Source organism: Pseudomonas sp. MYb2, assembly GCF_002979955.1.
GTDB lineage: Bacteria > Pseudomonadota > Gammaproteobacteria > Pseudomonadales > Pseudomonadaceae > Aquipseudomonas.
The window spans coordinates 1-14,990 of the sequence record NZ_PCQC01000020.1 but is presented as its reverse complement, the minus strand read 5'-3'; the positions used below and the strand labels follow the sequence as shown (position 1 = coordinate 14,990).

The following is a 14,990-nucleotide window of genomic DNA, read 5'->3' as shown; positions in this document are numbered from 1 at the left end:
GTGCAACAGCGTCCTGCCAACCGACCGGGAATATTTGCCATGACTGTCCTGACACGCTTGCACACCGCGACCGATAAACCGCACGTGATGAACGGCGGCGGGAACGTCCGCCAGATATATGACGCGTTGTTGCGTGATGATAATCCCCAAGACCTCGCACAGGCGTTCCTGCAGGAGCAACTGCAACACGCCGCGCAGCTTTCCGATTCCCTGCCCGAAGACCCCATGACCTGGCATGCCTGGGTAGCCGAACATTGCGCCGACGTTGCCAGCCAATACTCAGACTATCTGCAACAGCGCAAGGCCGGTGGGCCACGGCAATTCTTCCGCGGCAAGGCGCAGGCGCTGTATTTCCTGCAAGCGGTGGCACCGACCAAACTGGTTGATGGTGCATGGCTTTCTGGCCTGTTGCCGCGCTGGCGGGACCCGCGTTTCCAAGGCTTGCTGCGCACTTTTCTGGAAGAACTGGGCGATGGCAATCCGGCGCAAAATCATGTGGTGATCTACCGCAAACTGCTCGCTGAACACGACTTGCAGGACAGCAGTGCCATCGATGATCAACGCTACCTGCAAGGCGCAATACAGCTGGCTCTCGGTGTCTGTGGCGCTGATTACTTGCCCGAGGTGATCGGCTACAACCTCGGCTACGAACAACTGCCGTTGCACCTGTTGATCAGCAGTTACGAGCTCAGTGAACTGGGCATCGATCCGTACTACTTCACCCTGCATGTGACTATCGACAATGCCAGCACCGGCCATGCGCAGAAAGCCGTGCAGGCAGCGCTCGATCTACTGCCGCTTGAGGCCGATCGCGGCGAATTTCTGCGCCGGGTCGCGCTGGGCTATCGGCTCAACGATCTGGGGCAGGGCAGTCGCGCGATCATCGAAGGGTTCGACCTTGAGCACGAGTTGCTGGCGATGCTCGAGCGCAAATGTCCGTTCGCCCAGCATATGCATTCCGATTACTGCCGTTTCGAAGGGCAGACCGTCAATCAGTGGCTGGCTGCACCGGAGCAATTGCCCGGATTCCTCCAGGCGTTGCAGAACAAAGGCTGGATCAAACGCCACGAAGACCCGCAGGCCAGTCGCTTTTGGCAACTGATCGCGGGCGACGGTGCGGCGATGTTTGGCGTGTTCAATGCCTACGAGAAACAACTGGTCCACGACTGGATTGCGGGTGACTGGACCTCTTCGGATAAAACCCAACCCGTTCGACGGCACAGTCAGGCCGCAACGACCATCGAAGGGCTTGAACAAGATCCCGACGTACAGGCGCTCAACGCGGCGCTGCAAGGCCAGGACGAACTGGCGCAGATCGCGATTCTGATCCCGTGGCTTGCGCCGGCGCGCCATGCACACCCCGCCGGACTGCTCGCTACCCGTCGGTTTATTGAACTCAAATCCCGCTTGCCTTAAGGACATCACCGATGAATCAGGAAGAGCAACTCTGCCCCAACGATCTTGTGCTGCTGCAACTGGGCCGGCGTTTGTTTGCAGACGGCTATCGGTTTGTTACGCCGACGCCGTTGACCCATCAGCGGGTCAATCAGCGTGACGAGGGCCAGATGGCCGACTCTTTGCGCGACGTTTTTGGCTGGTCGCGTCCATTCGCGCCGGGGTTGTTGTCGGCGGACGAACAGCGGCAACTACAAGACGCGCAGGTCATTGATAGTTACGAAGGCCACCTGAAGAGTCGCGTGCGCTGGTCGAGTCTGGATGATCTGCTGTTCGTGCATTCGGCGTTCCCCACCGACGCGGCCGATGCGGTGTTTTTCGGCCCGGACACCTATCGTTTCGCGCAATTGATTCACGCTCACTTGCAACAGAACTTCGCGCCCATCCATCGCGCGGTGGACATCGGTTGTGGCGCGGGCGTCGGCGCGATTCTGATCGGCCGTGCCCGTCGCGAGGCGCAAGTGCTGGCGCTGGACATCAACCCCGCAGCGCTGCGCCTGACTTCGATCAACGCCGCACTGGCGGAGGTTGCCAACGTCGAAGTGCACGCCAGTGACCTTCTGCAGGGTGCCGAGGGCGAGTTCGATCTGATTGTTGCCAACCCACCGTACATGGCCGATCCGGCAGAGCGCGCTTATCGTCACGGTGGCGGGACGCTGGGGGCGGGGCTGTCGCTGCGCATTGTCGAGCAGGCGTTGAATCGACTGGCACCCGGCGGCTCGCTGTTGCTCTACACCGGTGTGGCGATGGTCGATGGTCGCGATCCATTTCTCGACACCGTGCTGCCTCGACTGGACGAGAAGCGCTTCGGCTGGACGTACCGCGAACTCGATCCGGATGTCTTCGGCGAAGAACTGCTCAACCCCGGTTATCAACGGGTAGACCGAATCGCCGTGGTGGCGCTGACGGTGACCCGAATCGGCTGAAAAAGGCAGGCCCGCGATGAACAGGAACCTCGACGACTACAACCGCATGCGCGACTTTTCGGCGACGTCAGAACCGGCGGCCGTCAAACGTTCGGGGCGCAAATCCGCCACCGAGCACGCCTTGCAGTTCTGCATCCAGAAGCACGACGCTTCGCACCTGCATTACGACTTTCGCCTGGAACTCGATGGTGCGTTGAAGAGTTGGGCGGTGCCGAAGGGGCCGTCACTCGACCCCAAGGTCAAGCGGCTGGCGGTGCATGTCGAGGATCATCCGCTGGATTACGCGACGTTCGAGGGCAGTATTCCCGAAGGGCATTACGGTGCCGGCGATGTGATCGTCTGGGATCGTGGCGTGTGGATACCGCAGGAAGATCCGCACAAGGCCTACGCCAAGGGCAAGCTCAAGTTTGAGCTGCAGGGCGAGAAGCTCGGCGGCATCTGGAACCTGGTGCGCACGCACATGCCGGGCAAGAAAGAGCAATGGTTTCTGATCAAGCATCAGGACGGCGCCGCGCGGCCGCAGGATGATTACGACGTGCTGGTGGCCGAACCGGACAGTGTGCTGAGCGAGCGCACCATCGTCGGCAAACCCAAACTGGCCGCCGAGCAAAGCAAACCGCTAAACAAGCCTGCGGCGAAAACCCGCAAACCTGCGAGCGGCAAGCTCACTGGCGCACACAAGGCCAAACTGCCAGCACAAATCAAGCCGGAGCTGGCCACCTTGGTCGATAGCGCGCCCGAAGGGCAGTGGAGCTACGAAATCAAATTCGACGGCTACCGGATCATGGCGCGCATTGACCATGATCAGGTGCAGCTGTTTACCCGCAACGGTCACGACTGGACGCACAAACTGCCGCAACAGGCTGAGGCGCTGGCCGCGCTGGGATTGGAGTCAGCGTGGCTTGACGGCGAGATGGTCGTCGCCAATGAACAAGGCGTGCCGGATTTTCAGGCCCTGCAAAATGCTTTCGAGGCCGGGCGCAGCGGCAACATCCTCTACTACCTGTTTGATCTGCCGTATCTCAACGGGGTCGACCTGCGTGAAGTGCCGGTCGAGGAACGTCGCGCCGCATTGGCCACGGTGCTTGGCAGCCATGAGCAACCGTTGTTGCGCTTCTCCGAAGCCTTTGACGAAACGCCGGACGCGTTGCTCAACAGTGCCTGTCAGATGCAGATGGAAGGCCTGATCGGCAAACGCCTTGGCTCGCCGTATGTGTCGCGACGCAGCGGCGACTGGATCAAGCTCAAATGCAAGCATCGCCAGGAGTTCGTGATCGTCGGTTACACCGATCCGAAAGGTTCGCGCAGTGCCTTCGGCGCCTTGTTGCTGGGGCTGCATGATCGCGACAGCGGCGAGTTGCGCTATGCCGGAAAGGTCGGCACTGGTTTCAACGAGTCGACGTTGAAAAGCATTCTGGCGCAACTCAAACCCTTGCAGGTGAAGCAAGCCGCTGTGGTCAATCCGCCCAGCGGTTTCGAGGTCAAAGGCGTGCACTGGCTCAAGCCGAAACTGCTGGCGGAAGTCGCGTTTGCCGAAATGACCAAGGACGGTTCGGTGCGCCACGCCGTGTTCCATGGTCTGCGCGATGACAAGCCGGCCAGGGACATCACTGAGGAGCGAGCGAAACCGGTGAAGACTGCAGAGAAGAAACCCGCCGCGAAAAAAACCACGAAAAAAGCCCCGGCGAGCAATGCCGAGAGCGCGCCATCGCAGCTCGGACTGGCCAGCGGCAAGGTGCGCATCACCCACCCGGATCGCGTGATCGACGCGGTCAGTGGCACCACCAAAATGCAACTCGCCGAGTATTACGCCAGCGTCGCCGAATGGATCCTGCCGCAACTCAAGGAGCGCCCGGTGGCACTGGTGCGCGCGCCAGACGGCATCGCCGGCGAGTTGTTCTTCCAGAAGAACGCCGAACGCTTGGCGATCCCCGGTATCGCTACGCTGGACAAGGACGTCACCGGACAACCGGTGATGCTGATCAACAACGCCGAAGCGCTGATTGGCGCGGTGCAGATGAGCACCGTCGAGCTGCACACCTGGAACGCCACCACCGTCGATCTGGACAAGCCTGACCGCTTCGTCCTCGACCTCGACCCGGATCCGGCGCTGCCGTGGAAAAGCATGGTCGAAGCGACAGCGCTGACGCTGACTGTGCTCGATGAACTGGGATTGAAAGCGTTCCTTAAAACCAGTGGCGGCAAGGGCATTCATCTGGTGGTGCCATTGACCCGCAAACTCGGCTGGGATGAGGTCAAGGACTTCAGCCACGCCATCGTCAGCCACATGGCCAAGCTGTTGCCAGACCGCTTTTCGGCGGTGTCCGGGCCAAAGAACCGTGTCGGGCGGATCTTCATCGATTACCTGCGCAACGGTCTGGGCGCCACCACCATCTGCGCTTACGCCGCGCGTACCCGCGAAGGTCTGCCGGTGTCGGTGCCGCTGTTTCGCGAGGAAGTCGCCGAGATCAAGGGCGCAAATCAATGGAACGTGCATAACGTTCACGAGCGTCTGGCGGAGGTCGGCGACGCGCCATGGGCCGAGATGAAGAAAACCCGGCAGAGCATCACCGCCGAGATGCGCAAACGGGTCGGGCTGAAAAAGTGATCAGGTGTCGCGCAGCAAGTCGTGGGCGTTGAGCAGTTCGAAGGCGATTTCGGGATGGTTTTCCAAGCCGCGACGAATGGCGGTGGGGATGGCCGCGCGCGTCTTGCGGCACAGGCCCGGCAACTCTTCGATCTGAATGGCAATGCCGCGCATGGTGCGCACTTCGTTAAAACCGGGAGCGACCTCGACGCGCAATCCCAGTTGTTCATACATGCGTTGTTGCAGGTGTTCGAGATCGGCAAGGTCTTTGAGTTTTTCCAGCCGCGCCAGCAGGACTTTCTCCTCCTCGCGGGTCAGGCGCAGGATGCGCAAATCCGCGCCGGGTGTCTCCAGCAACGGATCGCGCCCGCAAATGCAGGCGCCGGGCGGGCAGGGTGAGCGCAAAGGCGCGGAAGTCGTCATGGCCTCCATCATAGAGGCCGTCGGACAGTTTTGCCTATGCGCCGTCAGCCGCCGTCCATCGGCTGCTTCATCCGTGACAGCTACTGATTCAGGCCTTCGTAATGCACCAGAATCGCGTTGGCGAGATCTTCATCACTGGCGTTCAGGCCAGGATTGTCCTGGCGAACCTGTTGCAGCACCGACTCAAGATAAACCCCACGAATGGCCCCGCCACTGGCGACAAATGCAGACAAGTCGTCACGGGCCGGAATCACCATTTTGTGATCCTTGAAGGTCGAGTACAGCGACGCGGAGACACCGGCCGAGGTGGCAACATCTCCGGCGTCGACTTTGGCCAGAGCGGATCCAACGGGCAGGCATAGGAGTAAAGAAGAAACGAGCACTAACTTGCGCATGACGGTGTTCCTCCACAAGCGCGAAGCAAAAAGGGAAGGACTACATAATGTGAGAGGGGCGCGGCGGGCGGGAGTTCCGTGGGGCTGGAAAGTCTGCGTTATTGCAAAACAGACGCGGGCAACGCGATTACGGGTTGCCCGGCCTTCAGACTGCGACGGCTCAGATCACCCCGCAGGCCATGCGATCACCGCCACCGCCCAGCGGTTTGGGCATGTCAGCGTGGTTGTCGCCACCGGCATGGATCATCAGCGCATGGCCCTTGATCTCGGCGATCTTTTTCAGGCGCGGCGCCAGTACCGGGTAGTTGGCGATGCCGTCAGCGGTCACGTAAACCGCTGGCAAGTCGCCCAGATGGCCGTCGGCGTAAGGGCCGAGATGCTTGCCGGTTTTCTGTGGATCGAAATGCCCGCCAGCGGCCAGTGCAGCGCCTTTCACGCCATCCTTCATCGCGGCTTCGCAACTGCCGTTCTCATGGACGTGGAAGCCATGGATGCCGGCCGGCAGGGACTTCAGATCCGGGGTGAACAACAGGCCATACGCAGTTTCGCTGATGGTGACCGAGCCGATCGCTTGCGGCGCACCGTCGGCGCTGACCAGATTGATGGCGACTTTTTCCGTCGCCGCCTGTGCGCTGCCGATGGCCAAAGTGCCAAGCAGACCCAACCACAATACGCGTTTCATAGGCGTCTCCTTTTGCTGCATGAGTGTTCAGAACGGCGGACTCAATAGCCTGCCGGCATTAACCGGCGATGAAGGCGTTGTACGCCTGCGTTGCAAAGTGAGACTTGCCGCTCATTGCGAAAGTTTTGCGGCATTTGGCCCTCATGCCGACACCTGCTGACACGCTCTGGCACGGCAGACCTGCGCAAATAGGCTTAACTGAAGGTCTGACAGGCGTTTGCAGGCATGGCCAAGGAGGAAACCCCGGTGTCGATCAAACTGCGTTTAGTGTTGCTGATTGTGACAAGCCTGCTGACGGCAGTGATCGTGAGTCTGGTCAGTTACGTCGGCAACCAGCGGATGGCTGCAGCGGTCAGCGATAACGCGGTCAGCATGAGCGCGCTGCGCAACCACATGGAAGCCGACATGATGCACGACGCCCTGCGCGCCGATGTCTATTCGGCCATGTTGGTCGGGCTGGGCAAAAGCACCAGCATGGCGACCGAGGTGCGCGAGTCGATTGACGAGCACGCGGGGCACTTTCGCGAAGTGCTCGATGAGAACCTCAAATTGCCGATCAATGCTGCATTGCGTACAGCGCTGGAGCAGATAAAACCGAGTCTCGACATCTACATCAATGCGGGCGAGCGGATTGTCGGCCTGGCGCTGGATAATCCGGATACCGCGCAACAGGAACTCGGTTCGTTCAATACCGCATTCGGCCAACTCGAAGAGCAGATGGCTGCGTTAAGTGAACTGATCGAAACCAATACCCGGCAGACCAGCGCAGGTACCGAAGCCGCCATCCGCAATGCCAATATTGCGCTTGGTGTGGTGCTGCTTGCCGGTTTGCTGCTGCTATTGGTGGAGGGACGCTGGGTGATACGCAGCATCATGGGGCCACTGAAAACCGCCAGCCGCATCGCCGACAGCATCGCTCACGGCAACCTCGGCGAACCCATCGCCGAGCCGTCCGGCAAGGATGAAGCGAGTGCGCTGATTCGCACCTTGGCGACCATGCAGCGCGATCTGCGCAACATGATCGACGTGGTGCGCCGCAACGCTCACGGCGTCAGCGGCATGAGCGCACGACTCAGTCAGGGCTGCCATCAGGTTGCCGACAGCAGCCAGCAACAAAGTGTCGCCGCCGGCACCATGGCCGCCGCCGCCAGCCAGATGACCGCGAGCATCGAGGAAATCACCCGTCACGCCGAACGAGCCCTGAGCATGGCCAATCAAGCCGAAACCCTGGCGAAAGAGGGCGGTGGGGTGATTCATCAAGTGGTCAGCGACATGGACGATATCGCGCGCTCGGCGCAACAGTCGGCACAGGTCATCCGCACACTGGATCAGGAATCCGAAGCCATTTTCAACATCATTCAGGTGATCAAGAGCATTGCCGACCAGACCAATCTGCTGGCGCTCAATGCCGCCATTGAAGCGGCTCGTGCCGGCGAGCAGGGCAGGGGCTTTGCGGTGGTCGCGGACGAAGTGCGCAGTCTGGCGGCGCGCACCAGCGCCTCGACCCAGGAAATCGCCGCGATGGTCGCACGCATTCAGCACAGCACCCGCGAGGCGGTCAGCAGCATGGAGGCAGGTGTTGCACAGGTCGACAAGGGCATGGCGGTGACGGCTGATGTCGAGCGCGCCATCCGCGAAATCCTCGAGGCGACGTTGAGCACGACACAACTGGTCAACGACATCACCCGCACGATTGGCGAGCAGAGCCAGGCCAGTAACGAGATTGCCCATCAGGTGGAAATGATCGCGGGGATGTCCGAGGGCAACAGCCGGGTGATCGGGCAAACGGCGAATACCACCGATGAGCTGTCGAGCCTGGCGGGGCAGTTGGCGCAATCGGTGGATCGGTTTCGGTTGTGATAGCCGTTGGGTCAAATGCGGTTTCGGTGTCTGAACAGGCCTCATCGCTGGCAAGCCAGCTCCCACAGTGGGCGGTGGTGTAAACACAATTGCATTCACAACATCGAACCCTGTGGGAGCGGGCTTGCCCGCGAAGAGGCCGGCACAATCAACATCCATTCAGGCTAGATCACTGGCCTCAAAACTTGAACGCCTGCCGCCCCACCAACAACCATTTGCCGTCCTGCTTCTGCCAGATCTGAAAGTTCTCGATCTCCGTCGGCACCACCTCGGTCCCCTTCAACGCCTGCGCCGAAAAATGGTGGCGCACCAGCGCGGTATCGCCTGAGAGGGTGATGGTCTGCTTCTGCATCTCGAGGGTCTTGAAGGCGCTTCTGCCGGTCTCGATGTCGGCGATGAATTCCTTCTTGTCCTGAATCTTGCCGCTGGAGTGGCCGTAAGTCAGGTTGGGCGCGGTAAGCGCGTTCAGTTCGGCGATGTCTTTGTGCAGCATCGCCTGGGTCAGATGATCGACCGCTTGGGCGACATCTTTTTCTGCCGGGGCAGAGGCGGCCATGGCGTAGCCGTTGAAGGCGCAGAGAAAACCGATGAGGAGTCGGGTTTTGGTCATGGAAGTTGTTTCCTTGTTGTTATGGGTTATGACTGAGTTGTTTTATTTGTCAGTCATCGTACAACTTAGCAGATATCCTGGCGTTGGGCACTTCCTCCCAACCCTTCAATCTTCAGGGGTCATGTTCAGCCTTCGTCGGCCGATAGTGTCCTGAGCGGAAAAAGACTCTCAAGTCGGGAACAGACGCGCGGGTTTGCCCTGACGTGATATTCTTCGCGCCAACTTGGTTTGACCTAATTCGGTTTGCTTGCCTTCGGGCGGGCTGACGGAATCCCTGTCGCTCAAGCAGCTGAAGCCAATAATGATAAGAAGTCAGTTCAGAAGGGACATTAACTGAGGTCGATGCAGGATGTCGGCCTTGTGTGCCCACCCGTCAAAATTGAAGTGTGCCGGAATCCGCGACGCTAGCCTGAGCGTCATCAAAGCGGATCGCATGCAGATAACAGCGGCGGGCGGAAGGCGTTTTATCATAGGTGCAACAGATGTTTAAAAAAGTGAACACAGCCCTGCTGGGTCTGGCTTTGGCGATGGGGATGACATCCGCCAATGCTGACGAAGCAAAGAAAGTCGACGTTCTGCTGATCGGCGGCGGCATCATGAGCACCACCCTCGGTGTGTGGATCAATGAGCTGGAGCCAAGCTGGTCGATGGAAATGGTCGAGCGCCTTGACGGCGTCGCCCTCGAAAGCTCCAACGGCTGGAACAACGCCGGTACCGGTCACTCGGCTCTGGCCGAGCTGAACTACACCCCGGAAGACGACAAAGGCAACGTGACGATCCCGAAAGCCGTCGAGATCAACGAAGCGTTCCAGGTCTCCCGTCAGTTCTGGGCCTGGCAGGTTCAGCAAGGCGTTCTGAAGAACCCTCGCTCGTTCATCAACACCACGCCGCACATGAGCTTCGTGTGGGGCGATGACAACATCAAGTTCCTGAAAAAGCGCTACGAAGCCCTGCAAGCGAGCCCGCTGTTCGCCGGCATGCAGTACTCCGAAGACCCGGCTGTGATCAAGAAGTGGGTTCCGCTGATGATGGAAGGGCGTGACCCGAACCAGAAAATCGCGGCCACCTGGAGCCCGCTGGGTACCGACATGAACTTCGGCGAAATCACCCGCCAGTTCGCTGCCCATCTGCAGACCAAGCCTAACTTCGATCTGAAACTGTCGAGCGAAGTGCAGGACATCACCAAGAACGCCGATGGCACTTGGCGCGTCAGCTACAAAAACCTGAAAGACGGCACCAAAACCGAAACCGATGCCAAGTTCGTGTTCATCGGCGCGGGCGGCGGTGCACTGCACCTGCTGCAGAAGTCGGGCATTCCTGAAGCCAAGGAATACGGTGGCTTCCCGGTAGGTGGCTCGTTCCTGGTGACCGATAACCCGGCCATCGCTGAACAGCACTTGGCCAAGGCCTACGGTAAAGCTTCGGTTGGCTCGCCACCGATGTCGGTTCCGCACCTGGACACCCGTGTTCTGGACGGCAAGCGCGTCATCCTGTTTGGCCCATTCGCGACCTTCAGCACCAAGTTCCTCAAGGAAGGTTCGTACCTGGACCTGCTGACCAGCACCACCACCCACAACATCTGGCCAATGACCAAGGTCGGCATCAAGGAATACCCGCTGGTCGAGTACCTGGCCGGCCAACTGATGCTGTCGGATGAAGACCGCATGAACGCGCTGAAGGAATACTTCCCGAACGCCAAAGCCGAAGACTGGCGCCTGTGGCAGGCCGGCCAACGCGTGCAAATCATCAAGCGTGATGAAGCCGCTGGCGGCGTGCTGAAACTGGGCACCGAAATCGTCGCTGCACAAGACGGCTCCATCGCCGGCCTGCTGGGCGCATCGCCAGGCGCGTCGACCGCTGCACCGATCATGCTGAGCGTGCTGCAGAAAGTCTTCAAAGACAAAGTGGCCAGCCCGGAATGGCAAGCCAAACTGCACCAGATCGTTCCAAGCTACGGCACCCAGCTGAACAGCGATCCAGCCAAAGTGGCTGCAGAGTGGGCTTACACCGCCAAGATCCTCGAACTGCCGACACCTCCAGTGATCGGTCAGGTAGCTGCTCCGGCCGCACCTGCAGCTGAAAAAGCTGAAGCACCGAAGGAAAACGCTGCACGTGACATGGCTCTGTAACTAGACGCCTGACACACAAAGCCCACTGAACCGGCGACGGTCAGTGGGCTTTTTTGTGGACCCGATAACTGAATGACCTGGAACGGATTGGAGTGGGTTGGATATCCATCATTATCCGTTCGACGGTTAAGAGCTTGTCATGTGGAGCGGACTGGATCTTGAACATCATGAAATTGGAAGGTTTCATTGTTTTCTATGGGTAGACAGGATCTGTAACGTACCACTGTGAATAGATCGCCGCCGTTCCTGTTCTATCTCCTCTGTCTTTTTTGCAAAGATCGCAAATACAGGTGAATTTGTGTTCCTGTTTAACTGGTTTTTCCACGAATCGGTTGGTGGTTCCGCCTGATTCTTCGACGGGTCGTTTCTCGCTTGGAGTGAGTCCATCGCCGTAAAAGTAATTTATTGCCATTTCTGAATCTCCCTGACTATTTGAATAAGCAGCCCGCTGAAAGCTCACGCTCTAGGCAAACTTCTCGACCTCGGAGCCAAGGCTAGTCTTCTTGGTTGTTACGTGAACCTGTAAAATCTGACAGGTTTTTATATCTTTTCCATTTAGGCTAATTGCGAATGAAAAGAATCGTAGATAAGTAATAGTGGGCTTTTTTGTGGGCACGCTTTGTATCTACCCCTGTAGGAACTGCCGAAGGCTCGGGCCGGTTCGGCAGCTCCTGCACAGGTTATTCGGCGGTCAGGGTTTTGCTTTTGCCAGGTATGCACCAAGGCGCCGCCCCATTTCTTCGCCGAGGGCCTGCAACCCGCTCAATGGCCGCACCATCACTTCAAACTCGACAATCTTGCCATTCTCATCAAAGCGAATCATGTCGATGCCTTTGAGCTCCTTTGTCCCAACCTTGGCGCTGAATTCCAGAACCACGTTCAGACCATCGGCCGTTACCAGTTCACGGTGGTATTTGAAGTCTTCAAACACGTTGAACACGGTGTTGAGGATCATCGACACCACTTGCGCGCCGGGGTAAGGCGTGTGGGCCATGGGTGAGCGGAATACCGCGTTGGGGTCAAGCAGTTCGGGCAGGGCTTTGAGGTCGCCGGTGCGGATCATCTGGTGCCAGCGGTTCAGGGATTCGGCGACGTTGGGTTGCAGCTGCAGGTCGGTCATGTTCACTCCGGTTTTTTCTAGTTGTTCTCGCGGTGACCAAGACTCTAGAGCAAAGCGCGGCCAGGGCAACCTTGTCATGGCAACCTGAATATCACCCTATGAAAAGCCTATGTAGGAGCTGTCGAGTGAAACGAGGCTGCGATCTTTGAATTTTGTTTTTCAAGATCAAAAGATCGCAGCCTCGTTTCACTCGACAGCTCCTACAGGATCAGATGTGCATCTGATATGCATTTTTCATTGCAATCTGCCTCTGTAACCGGCGCAGTCATCGGCTCAAAATAACCCCGTAGTCCGGTCACTCGCGGCAATCCTTCATCCCGAAGCGTCCGGTGCACCGCAAGCTCAGCATTGAGGAGAGCAACATGAACAAAATGGCGTTTTTTCTGGGTGGATTTCTGACACTGACCATTCTGATCGGCTTGCTCGCGACCATTTCTCCGGTCTGAGCCTTCAACAGTTGAATATCGGGAAATAGCGCTCTTCACGTTTCTTGAAATGGATCGGCGCGGTATTGATCTTCTCACCGTTCAGGTAGAGCTCGGGCAAGGTCAGGATGAAGTCGCCCATATCCCCTTTGCCTAATGGGCTTCCGGGGTGCTGAACATCGCGTACTTCAGGGGCGCGCGGATCGAAGCCGGTTTTCAGACGTTCGATACTCACTTGATAGGTTTTTCCGTTGGCCAACTGCACGGTTGCCATCGGCGATGACGCGGTGATCCACAGCGGCACTTTGTCTGCTGTCTCGGATTGTCTTTGGGTGTGTAACGCACGTTTAGGCGAATGTTCCATATACAGTTGAGTGGAAAGTCGTACTTCGGTTTCGGCCACGGTCGCCCCCGGCGGCGAGGGCTCGCCTCCCGGCAATGAGACGTGAACCAGCAGGAAAACCCAGTTCAGCTCGTTTGATGTGGTTGTGAAACGCATCGCCGTCTGCGGTCCAGGGCAGGTCGGATAAAGGAGCGTCGGGCGACCTGCTGTTGATTCGGGATACATCAGCGGGCCGGCGCTGCAGGCGGCGAGCAAGGGGAACAGTAGACAGGCGAGACGTTTCAATCAGCCACTCCGTGATGGTTATTTTACCGCTAGGGGGCGAGACCGTATTGGCCAACTGCATCGGCCGACGGCCAGCCACTGACTCGCGCCGCTGGCCCGCCTGCGGGGTCCGCCGGGTAGACAATCAAGGAATTACCCGTACTGGTTTCGGCAATTAGCTTGCTCGCCGGGCCGAACATCGCGGCGCGCTCTTGCGCTGTGCAGGTCGGCAGGTAAACCCGCAGGACTCTGGGGTCGTAGAATCGAAACACCAACAGGTTGCCATCCGGATCGGTCACCCGCAGCAGCGTGCGAAAGTGGCTGCGCAGGTCGTCCAGCGACACATGCGCGGGGGCAATGACGAAGCTGCCCCAACTCTGCCCCCAGCCTTCCTCGAACAGTCGCCATGTATACGGCTGTTGCGGGTCGAGCTGTAGCAGATAAGGTGCTGCGGCCGACAGACTCGGGGCAAGTTCGCCCGCGTACAGGCAGGAAAATTCCGCGCCGCTGCTGCGCACCAGCGATTCGATGTGTGGGTCGCGGGCACCGTCCAGCAAGGCGTAGACCTTCGGCGCGTCAGGCTGCGTGCCCTGCGGCCAGAACTCGGCAGTCAACCATTCGTTGAGACTGGGGCGAAACTGGCTCATCGGTTGCAGATCTCGCAAAAGGGCACGCCGCTTTTGGCGGCCGCTACCAGTGTTTGTGCCTGCATATTCTGTTGGATCAGTCGGGTTTCTGCAGCCGTCGCTGCAGCGGGCGCGGCGCCGGATGAAGGTGCTGCGAGCAGCTCCGCAGGCGTCGGCGTGTTGATCGGTGCCGCGCTGAGGCGTTTGCCGGCAGCATCGGCATCGGCGGGGGTCAAGGCGATTGGCAGTTTGATCGCGATTCCACTCCCCGAGCCGGGCGAGCCACCGGAGTTGGTTTTCACCTCGGCACCGCTGATGGTCACTCCGCCGGCATCAACCTTCACAAAACTGCCGCCAGCCTTGGCGGTAAGCTCCATGCCACCTTCGACCACAACCTTGGCGCCGGCGTGATAGTGAATTTCGGTTCCGGCTTCGACAAACTGCGCCGTGCCGACCTTCAGGTGCCGGGTGACACCCACCGTCAGGTGGTCATCGACCCGCGTTTCCGTCTTGCGATCGAGATGCGTAATCCGATGCTCTTCAACCTTGAACTCGCTCAGCGTATTGGCTTCAACGGTGTCATGCCGTTCGTTGCCGACACGAATCTTTTGATCGTGCTCGATGTTTTCATCCCAATCGCGCTGGGCGTGGATGTAGATCTGCTCGACGCCTTTCTTGTCTTCGATGCGGAACTCGTTGTAGCCCTTGCCGCCCGGTGAACTCAGGGTCTTGAAGGTGCTGCGGGTTTTGTTCGCTGGCAGGTCGTAGGGGACGACGTTTTCCTTGTGATACAGGCATCCGGTGACCAGTGGCTGGTCGGGATCGCCTTCGAGGAAGGTGACGAGGACTTCCATGCCGATGCGCGGGATGGCGATGCCGCCGTACGCGGCGCCGGCCCAGCCACTGGCGACGCGCATCCAGCAGGTGGTTTTGTCGTTGGACTGGCCTTCGCGATCCCAATGGAATTGCACCTTGATCCGGCCGTATTGGTCGCAGTGGATTTCTTCGCCTGCGGGGCCGGTGACCACAGCGGTCTGGCTGCCGAGCACTTTCGGTTTCGGATGCTCAAGGGCAGGGCGGTAGTGCGCGTCCCACGGGGTGGCGAGGAAGCTGTTGCGGTAGCCCTGGTGGAAATCGCTTTTGTG

At 59.1% G+C, this 14,990-nt stretch carries 13 protein-coding genes and 1 pseudogene; 6 read left to right on the top strand and 8 right to left on the bottom strand.

All coding sequences use genetic code 11. The features are described from left to right. Positions 1–39: 39 nt before the first annotated feature. The 3 genes from CQ009_RS24745 to ligD are packed head-to-tail and all read left to right on the top strand — an operon-like array spanning position 40 to position 4,989. Positions 40–1,416 carry an iron-containing redox enzyme family protein gene (locus CQ009_RS24745; protein WP_105709008.1) on the top strand — a complete coding sequence of 459 codons (1,377 nt, stop codon included), beginning with the start codon at positions 40–42 and terminating at the stop codon, positions 1,414–1,416. An 11-nt stretch (positions 1,417–1,427) separates the two neighbouring features. Further along, entirely contained in the window at positions 1,428–2,381 is a 954-nt protein-coding gene (locus CQ009_RS24740; RefSeq protein WP_105709007.1) for a class I SAM-dependent methyltransferase, read from the top strand. A 16-nt stretch (positions 2,382–2,397) separates the two neighbouring features. Next, on the top strand, positions 2,398–4,989 hold the full coding sequence (gene ligD, locus CQ009_RS24735) for a DNA ligase D (RefSeq protein ID WP_105709006.1): 2,592 nt from the start codon (positions 2,398–2,400) through the stop codon (positions 4,987–4,989). On the opposite strand, the gene CQ009_RS24730 is transcribed toward ligD, so the two are convergent. The 3 genes from CQ009_RS24730 to sodC form a co-directional block, all read right to left on the bottom strand. Beyond that, positions 4,990–5,391 (bottom strand): hypothetical protein, encoded by a 402-nt coding sequence (locus CQ009_RS24730; RefSeq protein WP_177431017.1) that lies wholly within the window; start codon positions 5,389–5,391, stop codon positions 4,990–4,992. Positions 5,392–5,471: 80 nt separating this feature from the next. Further along, entirely contained in the window at positions 5,472–5,786 is a 315-nt protein-coding gene (locus CQ009_RS24725) for a DUF2388 domain-containing protein (RefSeq protein WP_008082402.1), read from the bottom strand. A gap of 160 nt (positions 5,787–5,946) precedes the next feature. After that, a complete protein-coding gene (gene sodC / locus CQ009_RS24720; RefSeq protein ID WP_064392689.1) occupies positions 5,947–6,468 on the bottom strand; it encodes a superoxide dismutase family protein in 522 nt (173 codons plus the stop codon). 225 nt (positions 6,469–6,693) lie between these two features. On the opposite strand from sodC, the pseudogene CQ009_RS30550 reads away from it, so the two are divergent. Then, positions 6,694–7,470 (top strand): annotated as a pseudogene (locus CQ009_RS30550) (HAMP domain-containing protein); the annotation flags it as partial. Then, positions 7,465–8,328: a methyl-accepting chemotaxis protein gene (locus CQ009_RS30545; protein ID WP_371920184.1), complete on the top strand. Its 864-nt coding sequence runs from the start codon at positions 7,465–7,467 to the stop codon at positions 8,326–8,328. The pseudogene CQ009_RS30550 and the gene CQ009_RS30545, both read left to right, overlap by 6 nt. A gap of 178 nt (positions 8,329–8,506) precedes the next feature. Here the strand turns inward: CQ009_RS30545 and CQ009_RS24710 are convergent, their stop codons facing one another. Continuing rightward, on the bottom strand, positions 8,507–8,938 hold the full coding sequence (locus tag CQ009_RS24710) for a nuclear transport factor 2 family protein (protein ID WP_105709004.1): 432 nt from the start codon (positions 8,936–8,938) through the stop codon (positions 8,507–8,509). Positions 8,939–9,420: 482 nt separating this feature from the next. Here CQ009_RS24710 and mqo point away from each other — a divergent pair, with 482 nt between their 5' ends. After that, positions 9,421–11,067: a malate dehydrogenase (quinone) gene (gene mqo, locus CQ009_RS24705; RefSeq protein WP_064392691.1), complete on the top strand. Its 1,647-nt coding sequence runs from the start codon at positions 9,421–9,423 to the stop codon at positions 11,065–11,067. A 691-nt stretch (positions 11,068–11,758) separates the two neighbouring features. On the opposite strand, the gene CQ009_RS24700 is transcribed toward mqo, so the two are convergent. From CQ009_RS24700 to tssI, 4 genes are all read right to left on the bottom strand, one after another. Beyond that, a complete protein-coding gene (locus CQ009_RS24700) occupies positions 11,759–12,187 on the bottom strand; it encodes a nuclear transport factor 2 family protein (RefSeq protein WP_064392692.1) in 429 nt (142 codons plus the stop codon). 450 nt (positions 12,188–12,637) lie between these two features. After that, complete coding sequence (locus tag CQ009_RS24690) at positions 12,638–13,240, bottom strand: hypothetical protein (RefSeq protein ID WP_105709003.1); 603 nt, start codon at positions 13,238–13,240, stop codon at positions 12,638–12,640. A gap of 29 nt (positions 13,241–13,269) precedes the next feature. Further along, positions 13,270–13,866 carry a DUF4123 domain-containing protein gene (locus tag CQ009_RS24685; protein ID WP_105709002.1) on the bottom strand — a complete coding sequence of 199 codons (597 nt, stop codon included), beginning with the start codon at positions 13,864–13,866 and terminating at the stop codon, positions 13,270–13,272. Further along, the coding region (gene tssI, locus CQ009_RS24680) for a type VI secretion system tip protein TssI/VgrG (protein WP_256585498.1) at positions 13,863–14,990 on the bottom strand (1,128 nt) is incomplete at its 5' end. The genes CQ009_RS24685 and tssI, both read right to left, overlap by 4 nt.